The organism is Micromonospora sp. WMMD708 (assembly GCF_049315245.1).
Classification (GTDB): Bacteria; Actinomycetota; Actinomycetes; order Mycobacteriales; family Micromonosporaceae; genus Micromonospora; species Micromonospora wenchangensis.
The window spans coordinates 3,436,887-3,457,189 of sequence record NZ_CP186060.1; the positions used below are offsets into that span (position 1 = coordinate 3,436,887).

General features: G+C 72.1%; 19 protein-coding genes. 6 read left to right on the forward strand and 13 right to left on the reverse strand.

Annotation, left to right across the window (positions count from 1 at the left end):
• Positions 1-38: 38 nt before the first annotated feature.
• The 7 genes from prcA to arc all read right to left on the reverse strand — a co-directional run bounded on the left by prcA (position 39) and on the right by arc (position 8,260).
• Complete coding sequence (prcA, locus tag ACN260_RS15135) at positions 39-872, reverse strand: proteasome subunit alpha (protein WP_204924402.1); 834 nt, start codon at positions 870-872, stop codon at positions 39-41.
• A gap of 60 nt (positions 873-932) precedes the next feature.
• Entirely contained in the window at positions 933-1,772 is an 840-nt protein-coding gene (prcB, locus tag ACN260_RS15140) for a proteasome subunit beta (RefSeq protein WP_204960155.1), read from the reverse strand.
• On the reverse strand, positions 1,691-2,173 hold the full coding sequence (locus tag ACN260_RS15145; protein WP_422751727.1) for an endonuclease VII domain-containing protein: 483 nt from the start codon (positions 2,171-2,173) through the stop codon (positions 1,691-1,693). Before ACN260_RS15145 ends, prcB begins: the two co-directional genes overlap by 82 nt.
• Positions 2,174-2,364: 191 nt before the next feature.
• Positions 2,365-2,577: a ubiquitin-like protein Pup gene (locus tag ACN260_RS15150; RefSeq protein WP_204924405.1), complete on the reverse strand. Its 213-nt coding sequence runs from the start codon at positions 2,575-2,577 to the stop codon at positions 2,365-2,367.
• A gap of 109 nt (positions 2,578-2,686) precedes the next feature.
• Positions 2,687-4,204 (reverse strand): depupylase/deamidase Dop, encoded by a 1,518-nt coding sequence (gene dop / locus ACN260_RS15155; protein WP_363655246.1) that lies wholly within the window; start codon positions 4,202-4,204, stop codon positions 2,687-2,689.
• 58 nt (positions 4,205-4,262) lie between these two features.
• Positions 4,263-6,332 (reverse strand): hypothetical protein, encoded by a 2,070-nt coding sequence (locus ACN260_RS15160; protein WP_422751728.1) that lies wholly within the window; start codon positions 6,330-6,332, stop codon positions 4,263-4,265.
• A 146-nt stretch (positions 6,333-6,478) separates the two neighbouring features.
• On the reverse strand, positions 6,479-8,260 hold the full coding sequence (arc, locus tag ACN260_RS15165) for a proteasome ATPase (protein WP_422751729.1): 1,782 nt from the start codon (positions 8,258-8,260) through the stop codon (positions 6,479-6,481).
• Between the two features lie 176 nt (positions 8,261-8,436).
• On the opposite strand from arc, the gene ACN260_RS15170 reads away from it, so the two are divergent.
• Entirely contained in the window at positions 8,437-8,730 is a 294-nt protein-coding gene (locus ACN260_RS15170) for a ferredoxin (protein WP_422751730.1), read from the forward strand.
• 50 nt (positions 8,731-8,780) lie between these two features.
• On the opposite strand, the gene ACN260_RS15175 is transcribed toward ACN260_RS15170, so the two are convergent.
• From ACN260_RS15175 to ACN260_RS15185, 3 genes are all read right to left on the reverse strand, one after another.
• Positions 8,781-9,353: a hypothetical protein gene (locus ACN260_RS15175; protein ID WP_088646669.1), complete on the reverse strand. Its 573-nt coding sequence runs from the start codon at positions 9,351-9,353 to the stop codon at positions 8,781-8,783.
• Between the two features lie 81 nt (positions 9,354-9,434).
• The gene (locus tag ACN260_RS15180; protein WP_422756720.1) at positions 9,435-10,379 is read right to left on the reverse strand and encodes a tRNA (adenine-N1)-methyltransferase; all 945 of its coding nucleotides are present in this window, start codon (positions 10,377-10,379) and stop codon (positions 9,435-9,437) included.
• Positions 10,380-10,453: 74 nt separating this feature from the next.
• Positions 10,454-11,545, reverse strand: a complete 1,092-nt coding sequence (locus ACN260_RS15185) for a site-2 protease family protein (RefSeq protein WP_422756721.1) — start codon at positions 11,543-11,545, stop codon at positions 10,454-10,456.
• Positions 11,546-11,684: 139 nt separating this feature from the next.
• On the opposite strand from ACN260_RS15185, the gene ACN260_RS15190 reads away from it, so the two are divergent.
• The 5 genes from ACN260_RS15190 to ACN260_RS15210 all read left to right on the forward strand — a co-directional run bounded on the left by ACN260_RS15190 (position 11,685) and on the right by ACN260_RS15210 (position 18,318).
• Positions 11,685-12,596, forward strand: a complete 912-nt coding sequence (locus ACN260_RS15190) for a RecB family exonuclease (RefSeq protein WP_422751731.1) — start codon at positions 11,685-11,687, stop codon at positions 12,594-12,596.
• Between the two features lie 103 nt (positions 12,597-12,699).
• Complete coding sequence (locus tag ACN260_RS15195) at positions 12,700-13,893, forward strand: sensor histidine kinase (RefSeq protein WP_422751732.1); 1,194 nt, start codon at positions 12,700-12,702, stop codon at positions 13,891-13,893.
• A gap of 20 nt (positions 13,894-13,913) precedes the next feature.
• On the forward strand, positions 13,914-14,645 hold the full coding sequence (locus tag ACN260_RS15200) for a response regulator (protein ID WP_422756722.1): 732 nt from the start codon (positions 13,914-13,916) through the stop codon (positions 14,643-14,645).
• A 353-nt stretch (positions 14,646-14,998) separates the two neighbouring features.
• On the forward strand, positions 14,999-15,766 hold the full coding sequence (locus ACN260_RS15205; protein WP_219461466.1) for an ABC transporter ATP-binding protein: 768 nt from the start codon (positions 14,999-15,001) through the stop codon (positions 15,764-15,766).
• Positions 15,766-18,318 carry an ABC transporter permease gene (locus tag ACN260_RS15210; RefSeq protein WP_422751734.1) on the forward strand — a complete coding sequence of 851 codons (2,553 nt, stop codon included), beginning with the start codon at positions 15,766-15,768 and terminating at the stop codon, positions 18,316-18,318. Before ACN260_RS15205 ends, ACN260_RS15210 begins: the two co-directional genes overlap by 1 nt.
• 61 nt (positions 18,319-18,379) lie before the next feature.
• On the opposite strand, the gene ACN260_RS15215 is transcribed toward ACN260_RS15210, so the two are convergent.
• From ACN260_RS15215 to ACN260_RS15225, 3 genes are all read right to left on the reverse strand, one after another.
• Positions 18,380-19,027, reverse strand: a complete 648-nt coding sequence (locus ACN260_RS15215) for an HAD family hydrolase (RefSeq protein WP_422751735.1) — start codon at positions 19,025-19,027, stop codon at positions 18,380-18,382.
• A gap of 119 nt (positions 19,028-19,146) precedes the next feature.
• A complete protein-coding gene (locus ACN260_RS15220; RefSeq protein ID WP_422751736.1) occupies positions 19,147-19,914 on the reverse strand; it encodes a neutral zinc metallopeptidase in 768 nt (255 codons plus the stop codon).
• 116 nt (positions 19,915-20,030) lie between these two features.
• The gene (locus ACN260_RS15225; protein WP_422751737.1) at positions 20,031-20,231 is read right to left on the reverse strand and encodes a hypothetical protein; all 201 of its coding nucleotides are present in this window, start codon (positions 20,229-20,231) and stop codon (positions 20,031-20,033) included.
• Between the last annotated feature and the right edge of the window lie 72 nt (positions 20,232-20,303).

Below are 20,303 nucleotides of genomic sequence, written 5' to 3' on the forward strand. Positions count from 1 at the left end.
CGGGGTTCGCACCCCGGCCCCCTGGCTACGCGTGCGCGTCAGGCCTCCGGCTTCTCCTGGGGCTGACCCTCCAGGTCGGCGGAGCCGGCCGAGGTGGTGGGCTTGTGCGCCTCCTCCGTCGGCACCGTCGGGGTCGCGGCCCGGCCGTCGGCCGGCGCGGCGTCACCGGCCGCGTCGCCCTCCAGCAGCGCGGTCAGCGCCGCGCCGGTGATCCGCCGGAAGGTACGCCCCACCCGGTTGCGGTCCAGGACCGCCACCTCCAGCTGGTTGGGGGCGATCGTACGGGCCGCACCACCCTCGCCACCGACGCTGCTCAGCGCCTTCATGGCCACCCTGACCGCCTCGCTGAGCGACATGTCGGGGCGGTGCTCGGACTTGAGCACACCGGTGATCGCCTCGGCCTGACCGCCCATCGCCATCCGGCCCGGCTCGTCGTTGACCGAGCCGTCGTAGGTGAGCCGGTACAGCTCGTCCTCGTCGGCCGTGGCGCCGACCTGCGCCACGCAGATCTCCACCTCGAACGGCTTGGACTGCTCGGTGAAGATCGCGCCGAGGGTCTGCGCGAACGCGTTGGCCAACGCCCGGCCGGTCACGTCGCGCCGGTCGTAGCTCAGGCCGTTGAGGTCGGCCATCCGCACCCCGGCGCGGCGCAGGTTCTCGAACTCGTTGTACCGGCCGACGGCGGCGAAGCCGATCCGGTCGTAGATCTCACTGACCTTGTGCAGGGCGCTGGAGAGGTTCTCCGCGACGAAGAGCACCCCGCCGGTGTAACTCAGGACCACCGCGCTGCGCCCCCGGGCGATGCCCTTGCGGGCCAGCTCGGAGCGGTCGCGCATGATCTGCTCGGGCGAGGCGTAGAACTGCATGGCCACGGCGGCGGTTCTCCTTCTGGCGCTGTGCTGAGACTGGGGCTGGTGGGGGTGGGGACGGCGTCAGCCGCCCGGGTTCTCCATCCGCCCGGCGACGACGGCCTCGGCGATGGTGGCCGTCTCGGCCTCGGTGAGCCGGTGGGTGCCCTCGGCGGTCGCCGTCATCACCACCGGGTAGATCCGCCGGGTCAGGTCCGGTCCACCGGTGGCCGTGTCGTCGTCGGCGGCGTCGTAGAGCGCCTCGACGGCGAGCCGGGTCGCGTCGTCGATGGACAGGCCGGCCCGGTAGCGCTTCTTCAACGCCGACTTGGCGAACAGCGAACCGGAGCCGATCGCGTCGTAGCCGGTCTCCTCGTAGGGGCCGCCGGTGACGTCGAAGCTGAAGATCCGCCCGGCCCGGGCCGGGTCCCGGGCGGCCAGGTCGAACCCGGCGAACAGCGGGACGACCGCGAGCCCCTGCATGGCGGCGCCGAGGTTGCCCCGGATCATCGCGGCGAGCCGGTTGGCCTTGCCGTCGAGGGAGAGCATCGCGCCCTCGATCTTCTCGTAGTGTTCCAGCTCCACCTGGAACAGGCGCATCAGCTCGATGCCGATGCCCGCCGTGCCGGCGATGCCGACCAGCGAGTACGCGTCGGCGGGGTGCACCTTCTCGATGTCGCGCTGCGCGATCAGGTTGCCCATGGTGGCCCGGCGGTCGCCGGCCAGCACCACGCCCCCGGTGGCCGAGATGGCCACGATGGTGGTGGCGTGGGGTGCCAGGTCGGCGGCCATGCCCGGCGGCAGCGGCCGTCGGCCGGGCAGCATCTCGGGGGCCACCCTGCTCAGGAACGAGGTGAAGGAGGACGTCCCCGCGTTGGTGAACACATCTGGTAGACGCCCGGATGGATCAAAGCCCGCTGCCACGTGGTTCCTCTCAGGTACGTGATCGCCCTGGCCAGCCTCGTGGGACTGTCACGGAACTGGCCAAGACCACCGTTGCAGTTGAAGCAGAGTATCCCGCGCACCCATCCGGTGCGGTGATCGTGGTCCACATGTTGAGGATCTTCCGCCCCGCAGACGGCGCAGACGCCGCCCTGCTCGGCGAGCAGCTCCTGGAACTCCTGCTCGCCGATCCCGTAGCGGCGGCGCAGGTGGTACTCGCGACTGCCGCCGTAGAGCCGCTGCACGGTCTCCTTGCCGCGTGAGTTGTGGCACGGCTTGCAGTAGCTGTGGCGTCCGCTCGCGTTGGTGGTGCGGGGAAAGTCGTCGACGGGCTTGATCTGCTCGCAGTCAGGGCACCACTTCAGACCGTCCGCGAGCGGCACGGCCGCCTTCTTCTGCGGAGCGATGCCGCGCCTACGGCGGCTCGCCTCGGAGCGGGCCGCCGCGCAGGTCTTACAGTAGAACGCCAGACCGTCCGCGCGACGCCGGTTACGGTGGAAGGCCGACGTCGGCAACGAGCGACCGCACTGGGGGCATACCTTGTCCAGCACCCCTGGCGAATCGGACATTTGCCTCATTCACCCCCTTTCTGCACATACCCCCTCACGAATTCCTCGGCGTTCTCCTCCAGGACCGAGTCGATCTCGTCGAGCAGGTCGTCGACGTCCTCGGTGATCTCGGCGTGCCGCTCGGCGACCTCGGGGTTGACCTCGGTGGTGACGTCGTCGATCTCCTCGGCCTGGTGCGACTTGCCCGACTGGGTCTGGCCGCCCTCTTGTGAAGCCATCTCGCTGCCTCCTCCACGATCGTCTGCGATGAACTTACCTCGCGGAGGCGACGAAAAGCCCGCCGCGCGCCGGCATCCGACGCACGACGGGCCACCGCCACCGGTCGGGTCAGCCGCCGGTCAACGTCTCCAGCAGGTCCTTGGCGGTGTCACACCTGTCGAACAGCGCGCCCACGTGCTTGCGGGTGCCCCGCTCCGGTTCCATCATCGGCACCCGGACCAGCGACTCCCGGCCCACGTCGAAGATCACCGAATCCCAGCTCGCCGCGACCACCTCGGAGGCGTACTGGGCCAGGCAGCGGCCCCGGAAGTAGGCGCGGGTGTCCTCCGGCGGCTCGGTCATCGCCCGGCGGGTCTGCTCGTCGTCCAGCATCGTCTTCATCGAGCCCCGGGTCACCAGCCGGTGGTAGAGGCCCTTCTCCGGCCGGACGTCGGAGTACTGGAGGTCGACGAGCTGGAGCTTGTGCGAGCCCCAGCCCAGCTTCTCCCGCTCCCGGTAGCCCTCCAGCAACCGCAGTTTCGCCACCCAGTCCAACTCGTCGGCGCAGAGGAACACGTCCCGGCCCAGCCGGTCCAGCACCCGCTCCCAGCGCTCCAGCACGTCCAGGGTCTGCGCGTCGGCGTCCGCGCCGTACCGCTCGTCCACGAAGGAACGGGCCCGCTCGTAGTAGGCCCACTGCAGGTCCAGGGCGGTCAGTCGCCGGCCGTCACGCAGCCGCATCCGGTGGGTCAGCGACGGGTCGTGGCTGACCGCCCGCAGCTCGGCCACCGGGTCGGCGATGCCCAGGTCGGCGCCGAGCGCCTTCTCCTCGATCATGGTGAGGATCAGCGCGGTGGTGCCCACCTTGAGATAGGTGGAGATCTCCGACAGGTTGGCGTCGCCGATGATGACGTGCAACCGGCGGTACTTGTCGGCGTCGGCGTGCGGCTCGTCGCGGGTGTTGATGATCGGCCGCTTGAGGGTGGTCTCCAGTCCCACCTCGACCTCGAAGAAGTCCGCCCGCTGGGAGATCTGGAAGCCGCTCTGCCCGCCGTCCTGCCCGATGCCGACCCGGCCCGCACCGCAGACGATCTGCCGGGTCACGAAGAACGGCGTCAGGTACGCCACGATGTCGGCGAACGGGGTCTGCCGCCGCATCAGGTAGTTCTCGTGGGCGCCGTAGCTGGCGCCCTTGTTGTCGGTGTTGTTCTTGTAGAGGTGGATCGGCTGGGTGCCGGGAATGGTGGCCGCCCGTCGGGCCGCCTCGGCCATCACCCGCTCCCCCGCCTTGTCCCACCGCACCACGTCGAGCGGGTTGGTCACCTCTGGTGTGGAATATTCCGGGTGGGCGTGGTCGACGTAGAGCCGGGCGCCGTTGGTGAGTATCACGTTGGCCAGGCCGAGATCCTCGTCGGCGAGCGCCTCCGCCGGGTCGTAGGCGGCCCCGGAGTAGGTGAAACCGCGGGCGTCGCGCAGCGGCGACTCCTCCTCGTAGTCCCAGCGGGCCCGGCCACCCCGGTTGAGTTCCGGGCGCGCGCCGTACGCGTTGACCACCTGCGACGAGGTGACCATCGGGTTTGCCCCGGCCTGGCCGGGCACGGAGATCCCGTACTCGACCTCGGTGCCCATGATCCTTCTGACGCTCATCGACCTACCCGCTCCGCTCGCCTCACCCGGTCCGCCGTCACGTCGAGCGTAGTCCGCCTCACCGGGGAAGGGGGCACGCCGCCGCGGCCGGGTCGGGTGGTGCCGTCTCCGGGGTCGGCGGGGGTGGCTCGTCGGAGGGTGCCACGTCGCACTCGGGGACGGTCAGCGGCACCCAGCTCAACCGGTGCCGCAGCGCGGGTTCGTCGCGCAGCATCCGGTGCACCCGGCGTTCCCCCTTGGGATCGGAGGTGATGAACCGGACCGGGCCGGCGACCCGGCGCACGATGATGTCGGTGCGGTCCGGTTCGAGGAACGGCAGGCTGTAGATGCCGGGGTCGGTGGCGGCGGTGGTGCCGTGCAGCGCCGACAGGCACAGCGAGATGAGATAGGAGCGCACCGGCCCCCGGTCGATGACCAGGGTGGTGGTCCCCGGGACCTCGGGGTAGCGCTGTTGGGCGTCGGCGCACACCCAGGCCACCCGGGACGGCAGGGTGAGGTCCTGGTGGACCCAGCGCTGCGCCCAGGTCTGCTCGTCGACCACCAGCAGGCTGCGGTGCCAACCGGTGACGCCGCACAGCGCCACCACGACCGTCATGGTGAGGGCGGCGGCGAGCACCCCGGCGGTGGTGCTGCCGGCACCGCGCCAGCTCAGGCCGGGCCGGGGCACCGGCAGCAACCGGACCACCGCGGCGGTGCCGACGATGAGCAGCGCGGTGGCCAGGTGGGTGCCCTTGACGAAGTAGTAGCCCGGTGCCACCCCGGCGTTGGTGTTGATCTGCGCGATGGTCAGCGGCAGGGCCACCCCGACGACGCCGACCAGCAGCCAGCGTCGCCAGGCCGGGTCGGTGCGGGCGATCTGCACGAGCAGGGCCACTCCGACGATCCCGCCGAGCCAGATCAGCGCCCGCCAACCCTCGACGGCCTGGGACGAGCCGATGACCAACGCCTCGGTCTGGCCGGCCCGGAGCACGCCGAGCAGCGGGGCGATCAGGGCGAGCGCGGCTCCGGCCAGGCCGACCGTCAGCACGGTGAACCAGCGGCGCAGCGCCTCCCGCCAGTGGGTGAGCACCCAGCACAGGACCAGGACGGCGGCCGCCGGCAGGAACAGGTAGTAGGTGAACCCGACGGCGGCGAGCAGGGCGCACAGCAGCACGACCTGTTCGCGGGTACCGGGGACGGGTCGGGCGACCAGAATGGCGATCAGGACGGTCAGGGTCAGCCCGAGCACCTCGGTGGGGTAGCCGGCGTTGAGCAGGCGGGGTAGCTGGGTGCCGAGCACGAGCGCGCCGACGACCACGGTGAGCACGGTGCGGTGCAGCAGGTGGATCGGGCCGGCCAGCCGTTGGGCCGCCCAGATCAGCACGAGGGTGAACAGTCCGAAGCCGGCGATGGTCCAGCCGAAGTAGTGGGCGACGAGGGCGTCGACGCGCGGCCCGGTGGGGGTCAGGAAGCCGTCGAGCAGGGCGGTGACCAGGTGCCAGCCCTGTGGGTAGTAGATGAGCTGGGCGGTGATCTGCTCCCGGGCGGCGGCCGGGTCGACGAAGGTGTAGCCGTCGAGGCGGCCCATGGCGTCGAACAGTGCCAGGTGCCGCCAGTTGTCCTCGCCCATGCCGAGGACGGTGAGCCGGTCGGCGAGGTCGGTGGCGCGTTGCCAGGGCTGCCGCAGGTAGACCACCATGGCGGCGGCGCCGGCCAGCGGGAACAGGTCGGCCCAGCCGGGTCGGGGCAGCCGGGGTCGGCGACGCAGCGCGGCGGCGGCGAGGGCCAGCGCGGTGAGGGCGGTCCCGGTCAGCGGCACCGGCTGCATCCCCCACGGCCAGACCGGGAAGACCAGGCCGGCGATCGCGGTCAGGCCGAGCAGCAGGCCGAGCGCGAGCATCAACCGGTCGAGCAGGGTGCGGCCACCGCGTAGCAGGCTGGCCGTGGCGACCAGGACTATCGGCGGGAGCAGCCACTCCCGGTGCAGGGCGTGTCCGGCGAGGGGCACGGCCCAGGCGGCGACGAGGGCGGCCAGCAGGAGGGGTATCCACCGCCAGCTACGGCCCCTCGGGGCCGTCGGGACGGTGGGGGGCGTGCGATCCAGTGCCGGGGACAGCGGCGGATCGGCGACGGAGAGCTCGGGCGGCACGCGGTTCCTCGGAGTCGACTACGCGGTGGGGGAAGTCTAACGACGAGTCCGGCATTCCACCCGCCCGACGCGGGGTGGCGCGGTTAACAGTGGGTGACGCAGACGGGCGGGCCCGCGACGCATCGCGGGCCCGCCCGGTCGGCCGGTCAGAGGTACTGGCCGGTGTTGCTCGCGGTTTCGATGGAACGGCCGGCCTCGGTGCCCTTACCGCCGGATACGAGCGTGCGGATGTAGACGATCCGCTCGCCCTTCTTGCCGGAGATCCGGGCCCAGTCGTCCGGGTTGGTGGTGTTGGGCAGGTCCTCGTTCTCCCGGAACTCGTCGACGCAGGCGTCGAGCAGGTGCTGCAGCCGCAGCCCCTTGCGCCCGGAGGTGAGGAACTCCTTGATCGCCATCTTCTTGCCCCGGTCGACGATGTTCTGGATCATCGCGCCGGAGTTGAAGTCCTTGAAGTACAGGACCTCCTTGTCGCCGTTGGCGTAGGTGACCTCGAGGAAACGGTTCTCCTCGGTTTCCGAGTACATCCGCAGGACGACCGCGTCGATCATGGCCGCGACGGTGGCCTGCGGGTCACCGCCGTGCTCGGCCAGGTCGTCGGCGTGCAGCGGCAGCCCGGCGAGGATGTACTTGGAGAAGATGTCCTTGGCCGCCTCGGCGTCCGGACGCTCGATCTTGATCTTCACGTCGAGCCGGCCGGGGCGCAGGATGGCCGGGTCGATCATGTCCTCCCGGTTGGAGGCACCGATCACGATCACGTTCTCCAGGCCCTCGACGCCGTCGATCTCGCTCAACAGCTGCGGCACGATGGTGTTCTCCACGTCTGAGGAGACACCGGAGCCACGGGTCCGGAAGATCGAGTCCATCTCGTCGAAGAACACGATGACCGGGGTGCCCTCCCCGGCCTTCTCCCGGGCCCGCTGGAAGATCAACCGGATGTGTCGCTCGGTCTCACCGACGTACTTGTTGAGCAGCTCCGGACCCTTGATGTTGAGGAAGAAGCTGGTGTGCCGGTCCTTACCCAGCCGCTCGGCGATCTTCTTGGCCAGCGAGTTGGCCACCGCCTTGGCGATGAGCGTCTTGCCACAGCCAGGCGGACCGTAGAGCAGGATGCCCTTCGGCGGCCGGAGCTGGTGCTCCCGGAACAGATCGGCGTGCAGGAAGGGCAGCTCCACCGCATCGCGGATCTGCTCGATCTGCGACTGGAGGCCGCCGATGTCGGTGTAGTCGACGTCGGGCACCTCCTCCAGCACCAACTCCTCGACCTCGCTCTTCGGGATCCGCTCGTAGGCGTACGCCGAGCGGGGCTCGATCATGAGCGAGTCGCCGGCCCTGATCGCGCTGCCGATCAGGGTGTCGGCCAGGTGGACGATGCGCTCCTCGTCGGAGTGCGAGACCACCAGCGCCCGGTCACCCGGAGCGCCCTCGGGACCCGCGAGGATCTCCTTGAGCATCACCACCTCACCGACCCGCTCGTAGCCGAACGCGTCGACGATGTTGAGCGCGTCGTTGAGCAGGACCTCCTGGCCGCGCCGCAACTCCTCGGCGTCCAGTGAGGGTGAGACGGCTACCCGGAGCTTGCGTCCGCCGGTGAAGATGTCCACCGTGCCGTCGTCGTGTCGCGCGAGGAAGACACCGTAGCCGGACGGCGGCTGTGCCAGCCGGTCGATCTCCTCCTTGAGCGTCACGATCTGCGCGCGAGCCTCCTTGAGGGTGCTCACGAGCCGGTCGTTGTTCTCGGTGAGCCGCGCCAACTGTGCCTGGGTGGCCGCCAGCCGCTCTTCGAGCTGCCGGACGTGTCGGGGGCTTTCGGTCAACTTGCGCCGCACCAGGGCGAGTTCCTCCTGAAGGAACGCGACCTGCGTGGAGAGATCGTGGGCCTCCTTCTCCCACCGTGCGGCGCGCGAGTCCGCGTCGTCACTGCGTGCCACGTCCCACCTCCCCGGGGGGCTTGAACGTTCTGCCCTAACACTAGCCGCTATGAGGCCGATTCGGTCCCACGCAACGCCCTCGTCACCGAACCTTGATCGCCAGGGACGCCTGAGGGGCAGGTCCGGCCGTTCGGGTACCGTCGGGGAGTGGGACGGGAGAACATGGGGGGTGCCGGGTGACCGACGTCGCTACCGACCAGTTGCAGGTCTGGGTTGACCAGGACCTCTGCACGGGTGACGGGCTCTGCGTGCAGTACGCGCCGGAGGTCTTCGAGTTCGACGTCGACGGCCTGGCGTACGTCAAGGGCGTCGACGGTGAGCTGCGGCTCGCCCCCGGCAGCCGGGTCGACGTGCCGGAGCACCTGCGGCTGGAAGTGATCGACTCCGCGAAGGAGTGCCCGGGTGAGTGCATCCACGTGGTGCGCGGCAGCGACGGCGTCGAGGTCGCCGGCCCCGAGGCCGACGACTGAGCCGAGGACGCCGGGGCGGCCCCGGCGTCACCCACGGCCCGGTCGCGGCGTCACAGCAGCGGGCGGCCGACCACCGAGGCGACCAGCCGGGCGAACTCCTCCAGCCGGGCGATCTGACCGGCCCCGCCGTCGTCGAGGGTCTTGCCGAAGCGCAGCGCGTCGTGCCGGGGCGCGCCGACCATCTCGTCGCCGGGCGGGGCCTCGTCCAGCGAGGTGAGCAGCAGGTAGACGTCGATGCTGTCCACCCGGACCTCGCCGTTCTCGGCCCGGGTGAGCCGCCGCCGGCAACCCACCTCGGTGACCGTGGAGACCGGCACCACCCGCAGCGACGACGTCATCGACCCCGGCGGGCCCTCCCCCGGTGGCACGTCCTCGCCGTGCCAGAGCACCAGCCGGCTGCCGTCGCACACGACGACCTCCTGCCACACCCCGTTGACCTCGTTGACGAAGCGTTCCAGGGTGAAGCCGAGCACCGACGCGCCCCGCAGCACCCCGCCGAGCGCCTCCAGGGCGATGTCCGGATCTCGCAGGTAGGCCCGCGCCGCCGACTCCAGGTCCTGGTACGGCGACCAGTCGGGGAACACGGCCGGCAGTTCACCGCCGCCGAAGCCCGGCCGACTCATGCCCACTCCCCGCGGTCACACCGTCGGCCCGCACCGGCCGTCGGGTTCTGCCCGTTCACGCCCAGCTGCTCCGATCCGCCGTCACGGCAGGTCCTGCCCGTCGGCTCCGGCGGCCGACGCGGCGGCGGTGGCCTGCGCCGCCGCCTCCCGGGCCGCCGCCGCCTCACGCAGCGCCTGCTTACGTTCGGCGTACGCCTCCGCGCCCTTGCTGGGCTTGCGGCGACGCGGCGGCGCGGTGACGCCCGGAGCGAGCTTACGCGCGGACACCAGGAACGCGGTGTGCGCGATCATCCGGTGGTCGGGCCGGACGGCGAGCCCCTCGGCGTGCCAGTCGCGCACCAGCGACTCCCAGGCCCGTGGCTCGGTCCAGCCGCCCCGCTCGCGCAACGCCTCGACCAGCTCGGACAGCTGCGGGGTGGTCGCCACGTAGCCGATGAACACGCCGCCGGGCAGCAGCGCCCGCTCGACCATGTCGAGGGTCTCCCACGGGGTGAGCATGTCCAGGATGATCCGGTCGAAACCGGTCTCCGGGCACCCGGCGACGTCGCCGACGTGCAGCCGCCAGGCCGGATGCGGTGCGCCGAAGAACGCCTCCACGTTGCGCCGGGCGATCTGGGCGAAGTCGTCGCGCACCTCGTAGGAGTGCAGCTCACCGCCGGTGCCGACGGCGCGCAGCAGGGAACAGCTCAGCGCACCGGAGCCGGCGCCGGCCTCCAGCACCTTGGCCCCGGGGAAGATGTCGCCCATGGCGACGATCTGCGCCGAGTCCTTCGGATAGATCACCTGGGCACCGCGCGGCATGGACAGCACGTAGTCCGACAGCAGCGGACGCAGCGCCAGGAACGCCGTCCCGCCGCCGGCGGTGCTGACCACGCTGCCGTCGGGCTGCCCGATCAGCGCGTCGTGCGCCAGGATGCCGCGGTGGGTGTGGAACTCCTTGCCGTGCTCCAGGGTGACGGTGTGCATCCTCCCCTTGGGATCGGTCAGCTGCACCCGGTCACCGGGACGGAAGGGACCCCGGTGCACCGGGGGTAGTTCCGCGACGGCCGTGGCCGTCGGTGTGCCGTCGGGGGCCGGGAGGGCGGGGGGATGTGCTGCGGTCACCTGTTCATCTTCCGTGTGGGTTCGAGGACCTGGGCGAGATCCGCGATGTGCAGAACGCCGACCACATCTTCGCCTGACGTCACCACGTACCGCGCGCCCGGGTGGGCCTGCACGGCCGCCATCAGCCGTTCGCCGTCCAGACCGAGCGGCACCGCCGGGAGCGCGGCCAGCGGCCGGGCCACCGCGTCCACCCCGAGCCAGGGCCGCCGGCCCACCGGTACGGCCTCCGCCGCCGCCGGGTCGACCAGGGCGACCGGCCGCCCCGCGCCGTCGACCACCAGCACGGCGGACCCGGGTGGTCCCTGCTCGGCGTGCCGGCGCTGCGCCTCGGCCAGTGGCGTGCCGGTGGGGACGGCGACGACCGGGCGGACCAAACGGCCCAGGTCGAGCAGCGGCACCCGGCGGCTGATCCGGGCGTACCGGATCGACTGGCCGGCGCCCCGCCAGAGGGTGACCGCGACCAGCAGCATCAGCGGCAACGCCAGCGGCACCAGCACCCGCTCGACGGTGAGCAGTACGACCAGCCCGGCGGTGCCCACCGCGACGGCCCGCCCGACCCAGCCGGCGACCTCGGTGGCCCGGTGCCGGTCGCGGGTGATCCGCCACAGCACGGCACGCAGCGCCCGGCCACCGTCCAGGGGCAGGCCGGGCAGCACGTTGAACACGGCGACGATGACGTTGCTCAACGCCAGTTGCAGGGCGAGCTGGTGGGCCAGGGTGTGGTCGGGGGTGGCCAGGGTGGCGGCCACGGCGAGCCCGCCGAGCAGCGCCGACACGGCCGGACCGGCCAGCGAGACCAGCAGTTCCACCCTGGGGGTGGGGGCGTCCCGGTCCATCTCGGTGTAGCCGCCGAGCAGTTCCAGGGTGATCCCGCGCACACCGATGCCGTACCGGCGGGCCGTCAGCGCGTGCCCCAGCTCGTGCAGCAGGACCGAGCCGAGCAGCGACACCACGAAGCCGAGGCCGATCAGGTAGCCGCCGAGCGGGGACAGGCCGAGCCGGTCCCGGGCGAACTCGGCGTAGGTGACGGTCACCAGCAGCGTGAGCAGCAGCATCGACACGTTGAGGTGCAGCGGCACCCCGAACACCCGGCCGACGGTCAGTCCGCTGCGGGGCCGACGCGGCGGGCGGGGACGGGATTCCACCGCCCCGATGCTACGCGCCGACCCGATCATGCCCGGTGCGGCGAGCACCGCCCTGTCAGACCGGTGTCCTAACCTTCGGGTCATGACGGCGGAACCGGTGATCGGCCAGCAGCATCCTCCGGCGGCGCTGCCCGCCACGGTCCGGGCCTCGCTGTCGCCGTCACGGGCGGCCGACTTCAAGACCTGCCCGCTGCTCTACCGGTTCCGCAGCATCGACCGGCTGCCCGAGCGGCCCAGCGTCGAGCAGGCCCGGGGCACCCTGGTGCACGCGGTGCTGGAACGGTTGTTCGACCTGCCGGCGGCCGGGCGCACCCCGCAGGCCGCCGGTGACCTCGTCGGCCCGCAGTGGGACCGGCTGGTCACCGAACAGCCCGAGCTGGCCGGGCTGTTCGACCCGGGCGACGAGCCGGGCACCGCCGATTTCCTCCGGTCGGCGGCGGCCCTGCTGGAGGGCTACTTCGCGGTGGAGGACCCGCGCCGGCTGGAGCCCGCCGAGCGGGAGAGCCTGATCTCCGCGGTGGTCGACGACGAGCTGCTCATCCGGGGTTACCTCGACCGGCTCGACGTGGCCCCCGACGGGGCGTTGCGGGTGGTCGACTACAAGACCGGCGGCGCGCCGAGGGAGGCGTTCGAGGCGCGGGCGCTGTTCCAGTTGAAGTTCTACGCGCTGGTGCTGTGGCGCACCCGGGGGGTGGTGCCCCGGGTGCTGCGTCTGCTCTACCTCAAGGACGCCGAGGTCTGCGACTACTCCCCCGACGCCGACGAACTGCTGCGGTTCGAGCGCACGGTGGTGGCGCTCTGGCAGGCCATCGAGCAGGCCACCGCGCGGCGGGATTTCCGCCCCCGGCCGAGCCGGCTCTGCGACTGGTGCAACCACCAGGCGCACTGCCCGGCCTTCGGCGGCACCCCGCCGCCGTTTCCCGAGCGGGCCGGGGCGGCCGACCCGTTGCGTGACGCCCGGTCCCGTCCGGCCACCCCGGGCACCGACGAGTAGCGCCAGCGTCCCCAGCGGGTGGAGGTCGGCTCATCCGTGAGGAGGAGACGAGGTTCACCGTCGGCGACGACGGGACGCCCCGGCAGGCGGCTAGCGTCGCGGTATGACCGAGGGACCCGAGCGGTGGTGGGTGCGCCGGCCGTTGGCCGGTGACGTCCTGTTCGCCGCCGCGCTGGTGCTGGTCGAGGTCGCCTTCGTCCTGCTCACCCCGCGCGAGTTCTGGCCCCGGCAGCTGCCGTCCATGCTGGCCTGGAGCGGGTTGTGCGCGGCGCCGGTGGCGCTGCGCCGGGCCGCGCCGTGGCCGGCGGTGGGGGCGGCGCTGGCCACCCTGGCCGTGCCGGCGGTGCTCGGGCACGCCCCGACCACGCAGAGCCTGACGTTCCTGGTGCTGACGTACACGATGGCGGTGCACCGGGCGGCGCTCGCGGCGGTGGCCGCCACGGTGCTGCTGTGGGTTCCGGTGGCCGCCCTCAACGTGCTCACCCCACTGGACACCGGGCTCGACGTCGGTCCGGCGTACCTGGTGCTCAACAACCTGCTCACCGCCCTGCTCGCCTACGCGGTCGGGCGGGCGGTGCGGGCCCGGCGCACCTCGCTGCGGGCCCTGCGGGAGCGGGCCCGGGCGGCCGAGGACAACCAGCGGGCGCTGGCCGAGCAGGCGGTGGCCGACGAGCGGCGACGGATCGCCCGGGAACTGCACGACGTGGTCGCCCACCACGTCAGCGTGATGGGAGTGCTGGCGACCGGGGCCCGGCGGGTGCTGCACCGGGACCTGGCCGCCGCCGACGAGGCGATCGCCACCATCGAGGACACCAGCCGGGTCACGCTGCGGGAGATGCGCCGGCTGCTGGACGTGCTGCGCACCGACGCGGAGCCCGCCGCCGACCTCACCCCGCAGCCCGGCCTGGCCGGCATCACCGCGCTGGTGGAGCAGGTCCGCGAGGCGGGGCTACCGGTCGTCCTGGAGGTCGCCGACCCGGTGCCGGCGCTCGACGAGGGTGTCTCGCTGACGGTGTACCGGATCACCCAGGAGGCGTTGACCAACGCGCTCAAACACGCCGGGTCGGCCACCGCGACCGTCCGGCTGGGCGTCGACGCCGGCGGCCTGACCGTGGAGATCACCGACACGGGGCGGGGGCCGGAGCCGGGACCCGACCGGATCGGGCACGGACTGGTCGGCATGCGCGAACGGGTGGCCCTCTACGGTGGAACCCTGCGGATCGGGCCACGGCCCGGTGGCGGCTTCCGGGTGTACGCGAGAATTCCGGTGGAACCGGCCGGGACGGTCCCGGCGTGACGGGGGAACGGGGACAGCAGATGGGCCAGACGTACGGCAGCCCCCCGTCGTCCGCGCCGGACGACCGGGCCGCCGGGCACCCGCCGGGACGGCCGGTGCGGATCCTGCTCGCCGACGACCAGCCGTTGCTGCGCACCGGGTTCCGGATGGTGCTGGGCACCGAGGACGACCTCGACATCGTCGCCGAGGCCGGGGACGGTCAGGAGGCGGTGGAGCTGTCCCGGCGGCTGCTGCCCGACGTGGTGCTGATGGACATCCGGATGCCCCGGATGGACGGGGTGGCCGCGACCCGGGCGATCGTCGAGGCCCGGTTGCCGGTGCGGGTGCTCATCCTCACCACCTTCGACCTCGACGAGTACGTGGTGGGGGCGTTGCGGGCCGGGGCGAGCGGTTTCCTGGCCAAGGACGTGCCGGCCGACGACCTGGTGACCGCCATCCGGACGGTGGCCGCCGGGGAGGCGGTGGTGGCGCCGCGCATCCTCAGGCGGCTGCTGGACCGGTTCGCCACCGTGCTGCCCGACCCGGCGGCGAGCCCACCGAAGGCGCTGGGCACGTTGACCGAGCGGGAACGGGAGGTGCTCGTCCAGGTGGCCCGGGGGTTGTCCAACGCGGAGATCGCCGCCGCGTTGTCGGTCAGCGAGACGACGATCAAGACGCACGTCGGGCACGTGCTGACCAAGCTGCGGCTGCGCGACCGGGTGCAGGCGGTGGTGCTGGCGTACGAGTCGGGGCTGGTCCGCCCCAAGGCGTAGCCGGGCGGCACCCGGTGCCCCTCGGGGCGTACCCGGGGTGAGGCCGGTGGGGGGACGGCAGCGTTGCCGCGCTCACCTACCGTGACGAAAGGCGGCGCGGTGCGGTTGACCGTGTCGTGGCGTCAGATCCTGACGTCGGTGCCGGGCCCCGCCGCAGGGTGGGGTGGTAGGACCGGTCGGCGGCTCAGGGACAACCCTGAGCCGTTCTCCGGGCCGACCCGCAGCGGGAAATCCGCGCCGGGTCAGTCCGTGGTCGGACGGATCCGCGCCGACCGGCACCGAGGATGGGATCGACCCCACCGACCAGCGGGGGCGGTGGGGGCAGACACAGCCAGACGGAAGAGGTAGATGACGTGACCGCGACGGTAGGCCGTCATGCGCAGGCCGCGGCCCGGGCGAACGACGTGTGGAAGGTGTACGGCACCGGCGAGGCGCAGGTCGCCGCGCTGCGGGGGGTCAGCGCCGAGTTCGAGCGGGGCAGGTTCACCGCGATCATGGGCCCGTCGGGCTCGGGCAAGTCGACGCTGATGCACTGCCTGGCCGGGTTGGACTCGGTCAGCAAGGGCACGGTGCAGATCGGCGACACCACGGTGACCGGGCTGGGTGACTCGGGTCTGACGAAGCTGCGCCGGGACAAGGTGGGCTTCATCTTCCAGCAGTTCAACCTGCTGCCCACCCTCACCGCCCAGGAGAACATCCTGCTGCCGATGTCGATCGCCGGCCGCAAGCCCGACCCGGCCTGGTACGACACGGTGATCGACACCGTCGGCCTGCGGGACCGGCTGGGACACCGGCCGTCGCAGCTCTCCGGTGGCCAGCAGCAGCGGGTCGCCTGCGCGCGGGCGCTGGTCGCCCGGCCCGAGGTGATCTTCGCCGACGAGCCGACCGGGAACCTGGACTCCCGCTCCGGCGCGGAGGTGCTCAACTTCCTGCGCAACTCGGTGCGCGAGCACGGGCAGACCATCGTGATGGTCACCCACGACCCGACCGCCGCCGCGTACGCCGACCGGGTGGTTTTCCTCGCCGACGGGCAGATCGTCTCGGAGCTGATCGAGCCGACCGCCGACACGGTGCTGGACACCATGAAGAAGCTGGACACCCCGGTCGAGGTGGCCGGCTGATGTTGCGGGCCACCCTCAAGAGTCTGCTGGCGCGCAAGGTGCGCCTGCTGCTGTCCGGCCTGGCCGTGGTGCTGGGTGTCATGTTCGTCTCGGGGGCGTTCGTGCTCACCGACACGCTGGGCCGCTCGTTCGACGCGGTCTTCGCCGACGCGTACGAGGGCATCGACGTCAACGTCGCCGGCAAGCCCAAGGTGGCGCTCAGCGAGATGCAGGGCGAGCAGGTGCCGACCACGGTGCCGGCGGCGACGGTGCAGCGGATCGCCTCGGTGCCCGGGGTGGCCGAGGCCACCGGCGTGGTCACCACCGACGGGGCCCAGCTGATCGGCGGCAACGGCAAGGTGGTCACCTCGTTCGGGCCGCCGCAGCTCGGGTCGAACTGGCAGGGCGAGAGCGACCTGGTGAAGCTGCGGGAGGGCCGCGAGCCCCGGGCCGACGACGAGATCGTCGTCAACGCGGCGCTCGCCCGGGCGGGCAAGGTGAAGGTCGGCGACCGGGTCGGGGTGCTGACCCCGCTGACGCCGAAGCAGACCTTCACCCTGGTCGGGATCTTCGGCTACAGCGGTGACCGGGACTCGATCGGCGGGGTCAACGAGATCGCCTTCACCACGCCGGTGGCGCAGCGGCTGCTGCTGGGCGAGCGGGACGCCTTCACCAACGTCACGGTCCGGGCGTCCGCCGGGGTCGGCGACGCCACGTTGCGCGACGACGTGGCCCGTACGCTCGGCGACGGCTTCGAGGTCAAGACCGGCGCGCAGTTGTCGGCGGACGCCTCGGCGAGCCTGAAGGAGGGGTTGTCCTTCTTCAACAAGATCCTGCTCGGCTTCGCGGCCGTCGCGCTGCTGGTAGGCACGTTCCTCATCCTCAACACCTTCTCGATCATCGTGGCGCAGCGGACCCGGGAGCTGGCGTTGATGCGGGCGATCGGGGCCAGCGGCCGGCAGATCATCGGTTCGGTGGTGCTGGAGGCGGTGGCGATCGGCCTGATCGCCTCGGTGCTGGGGCTGGGTGCCGGCATCGGCATCGGCGCGCTGCTGGCGTACGTCTTCGGCAACCTGGCCGGTGGGTTGACGCTGGCCGGCATCGGCGTCCCGGCGTCGGCGGTGATCGGCTCCTTCGCGGTCGGCCTGCTGATCACGGTGGTGGCGGCGCTGCTGCCGGCGCTGCGGGCCGCGCGCATCCCGCCGATCGCGGCGATGCAGGACGTGGCCAACCCGGACCGGCCACTGACCCGGGTCACCGTGACCGGTGGGGTGATCACCGGGATCGGCGCCGTGCTGCTGTTCCTCGGACTCAGCGGCAACGCCGGGGACAACACGTTGCCGGTCATCCTGGGTGGCGTGCTGTTCGCCTTCATCGGGGTGGCGCTGCTGACCCCGCTGATCAGCCGCCCCGTGGTGTCCCTGCTGGGGGCGATCTTCGCCTGGTCGGTGCCGGGCAAACTGGGTCGGCTGAACTCCGGCCGCAACCCGCGCCGCACGGCGATCACGGCGGCGGCGCTGATGGTCGGCATCGCCCTGGTGACCGGGGTGACGGTGATCCTGGACTCGGCGAAGGGCAGCATCGGCGCGCTGGCCCAGGACACCATCAAGGCCGAGCTGGTGATCTCGGGCTCGACGACCGGTCCACGGCCGGCGAGCTTCGACCCGGCGGTGCTGACGAAGGTGGCGGCGCTACCCGGCGTGCAGATGGCCGACGGCGAGTACGGCGACATGGGGATGGTCGACGGGAAGGTCACCTGGCTGGCCGCGTCCAGCGACGTGACCGCGTTGCAGCGGATCTTCGGGGCGAAGACGACCGCCGGTGACATCAGCCGGCTCGGCCCGGACCAGATGCTGTTCAGCTCCGACGCCGCCAGGTCCCGCAACATCTCGGTCGGCTCGACGGTGACCGTGCAGGCCTCCCGGGGCGAGCCGCGCACCTACACGGTCAGCGGCATCTACGAGAGTTCCGAGCTGACCAGCCCGGTGCAGTTGCCGCCGCAGGCGGTGAAGGACTTCGCCATCCCGAAGCCCAACCAGGGGTTCATCCAGCTGGCGCCGGGCACCCGGGTGGCCGACGTGCAGCCGCAGGTGGAGGCGCTGCTGGCCGACAGCCCGGAGGTGTCGGTGGCCGACCGGGACGCGTTCATCGAGCAGCAGACCGGCTCGCTGGACAGCCTGCTCACGATGATCCAGATCCTGTTGGCGCTGGCGATCGTGATCGCGGTGCTCGGCATCGTCAACACGCTGGCCCTGTCGGTGCTGGAGCGGACCCGCGAGCTGGGGCTGCTGCGGGCGATCGGGCTGCGCCGGGCGCAGACCATGCGGATGATCACCGTGGAGGCGGTGGTGATCTCGGTCTTCGGGGCGCTGCTCGGGATCGTGGTGGGCGTCGGCCTCGGTGCCGCGGTGGTGCGGGCGCTCAAGGACGACGGCATCACCGACCTGATCCTGCCGTGGGGTCAGATGGGGTTGTTCCTGCTGCTGGCGGCCGTCATCGGCGTGGTGGCGGCGGTGCTGCCGGCGGTGCGGGCGGCCCGGATCAACGTGCTGGGCGCGATCGCGCACGACTGATCCCGTCCACCGCGAAGGGGGTTCCGCCGGCCGGTGGAACCCCCTTCGTCGTGTCGGCGACTCAGCCGGGCGGCTCGCCGAGCAGCGCCGCCAGCAGCTCCAGGTCCGCCGAGGTCAGGCTCTCCACCTGGTGTACGCCGTCGGTCGGCGGCACCGGCACCTCCGCCGGCACGGCCAGCACCGCCGCACCGGCGGCGAGCGCGCTGGCCACCCCGGTCGGCGAGTCCTCGATCGCCACGCAGCGTCCGATCGGCACGTCGAGCAGCCGGGCGGCGGTCAGGTACGGCTCGGGGTGCGGCTTGGCCGAGTCGACCTCGTCGCCGCAGACCACGGCGTCGAAGCTGTCCCGGCCGAGGGTGTCCAGGGCCACCTCGACCAGCGGCCGACCGCTGGAGGTGACCAGCGCGGTGGGGATGCCGGCGGCGCGGACCGCCCTCAGCAGCGTCAACGCGCCCGGCCGCCAGCGCAGCCCGGTGCGGAACAGTTCCAGGATCCGCGCGTTGATCCAGTCCGCGCTGGCCTGCGGGTCCCGCTCGGGTTGGCCGAGGTCGTCGTGGAGGATGCGCATCGACGCGTCCATCGCGGTGCCGATCATCGCCCGCCGGGCCGGGCCGGTGAGCGTGCCCCCGTACTCGGCGGCCAGCTCGTGCAGGGCGACGTCCCACAGCTTCTCGCTGTCGACCAGGGTGCCGTCCATGTCGAAGAGCACGGCGGCGGGGTGTGGGCTGCTCAGCGGAATCCTCCTGGCGCTCGCGGATGGTCTCCGGGCGATCCTGCCAGCCCGGTCCGGGACGCGCGCCGCCGTACCGGCCGGACGTGACCTGCTCCTCAGCGCAGGTTGCAGGCGTCCAGGGACCGCTCGTAGCCGCGGAAGAACCAGTCGGTGCGCTGTTCGGCGGTGCCGTGCGAGCCCTCGGCGAACCACGGCTGGTCGGGGTCGTCGCCGACGGCGAGCAGCCCCTCACGGAACTCGTCGAGGTCACCGGCGTCGAGTCTCAGGGTGCCGTCGCGGACGGAGTCACCGAGGTACGCCCCGGCCATGCAGTCGGCCTGCAACTCCTGCTGGATGGTGAAGTCGGCGCGGATGCCGAGCCGGACCTGGATGCCGTGGGCGTACTCGTGGCCCAGCAGATAGAACACGAACGCGTCACCGACCTGCCGGAACGCCGACACCGACCAGTTGACGTCGTAGGCGATGAAGTCGCCCCGGGAGCAGTAGACGGCGTTGTTGCGGGGCAGTGCCTGCCCGGCGCAGGACACCTCACCCTCGCGCTGGTAGGGCACGATCCGGCTGATCGGGCGGAACTGTTGGCCGGAGTCCCGGAACTGGGCGGCCCAGTAGCGTTCGGCAATGGTGACGGCGTCGTCGATGTCGCTCTTGAACTCGGCCACGCTGGTGGTCCCGTCGGCGCGGGTGGTCTCCGCCTGCGGCGAGGCCGGGGCCGCCGGGCGCGTCGACTGCCGGGGGGCCGGCTCCCGGGGTTGCTGCGGCGCGTTCTCCCCCACCCCGCCGGCCGCGCAGCCGACCGCCACCACCAGCGCCGTCAGCGCGGCGAGCAGTGGTCCGTGCGAGCGGCGTCGCGAGCCTGCCGTCACCGTGTGCCTCCCAGGCGTGCCGGTCCTGCGATCGGTGGTACCCCGACCGTGGAACGATCATGCCCGGCCGGCGTCCCGTTGACCATGGGTGACCCGGACTGGCTCGGCCCGGGTGGTCACCACGGCTGGCCGCCGTAGATCGTCCCACCCTGGCTGCTGTGCCGCTGAACCTCGTACCGATGCTGTCTGGACTGGGCCTTCTGCCCGGCGGCACCGTTCTCCGCCCCGACGGTGCGGGCCCGGTCGCGCCAGGCGACCCAGCCGACCGTGCCGATCATCACCAGGGCCGCCGCCCCGAGCACGAGCCACATCGTCACGGGACCACGGTAGGTGACCGCCGCCACCCGTCCCGGGGGTTAGCCTCGCAGCCGGTGTCCGGATCGGTCCGG

Excerpts from the sequence above, each read along its gene's own strand:
- ACN260_RS15150 (WP_204924405.1), bottom strand. The coding sequence starts at position 2,577 with ATGGCTTCACAAGAGGGCGGCCAGACCCAGTCGGGCAAGTCGCACCAG.
- dop (WP_363655246.1), bottom strand. The coding sequence starts at position 4,204 with ATGAGCGTCAGAAGGATCATGGGCACCGAGGTCGAGTACGGGATCTCC.
- ACN260_RS15175 (WP_088646669.1), bottom strand. The coding sequence starts at position 9,353 with ATGAGTCGGCCGGGCTTCGGCGGCGGTGAACTGCCGGCCGTGTTCCCC.
- ACN260_RS15190 (WP_422751731.1), top strand. The coding sequence starts at position 11,685 with ATGACGGCGGAACCGGTGATCGGCCAGCAGCATCCTCCGGCGGCGCTG.
- ACN260_RS15195 (WP_422751732.1), top strand. The coding sequence starts at position 12,700 with ATGACCGAGGGACCCGAGCGGTGGTGGGTGCGCCGGCCGTTGGCCGGT.
- ACN260_RS15200 (WP_422756722.1), top strand. The coding sequence starts at position 13,914 with ATGGGCCAGACGTACGGCAGCCCCCCGTCGTCCGCGCCGGACGACCGG.
- ACN260_RS15210 (WP_422751734.1), top strand. The coding sequence starts at position 15,766 with ATGTTGCGGGCCACCCTCAAGAGTCTGCTGGCGCGCAAGGTGCGCCTG.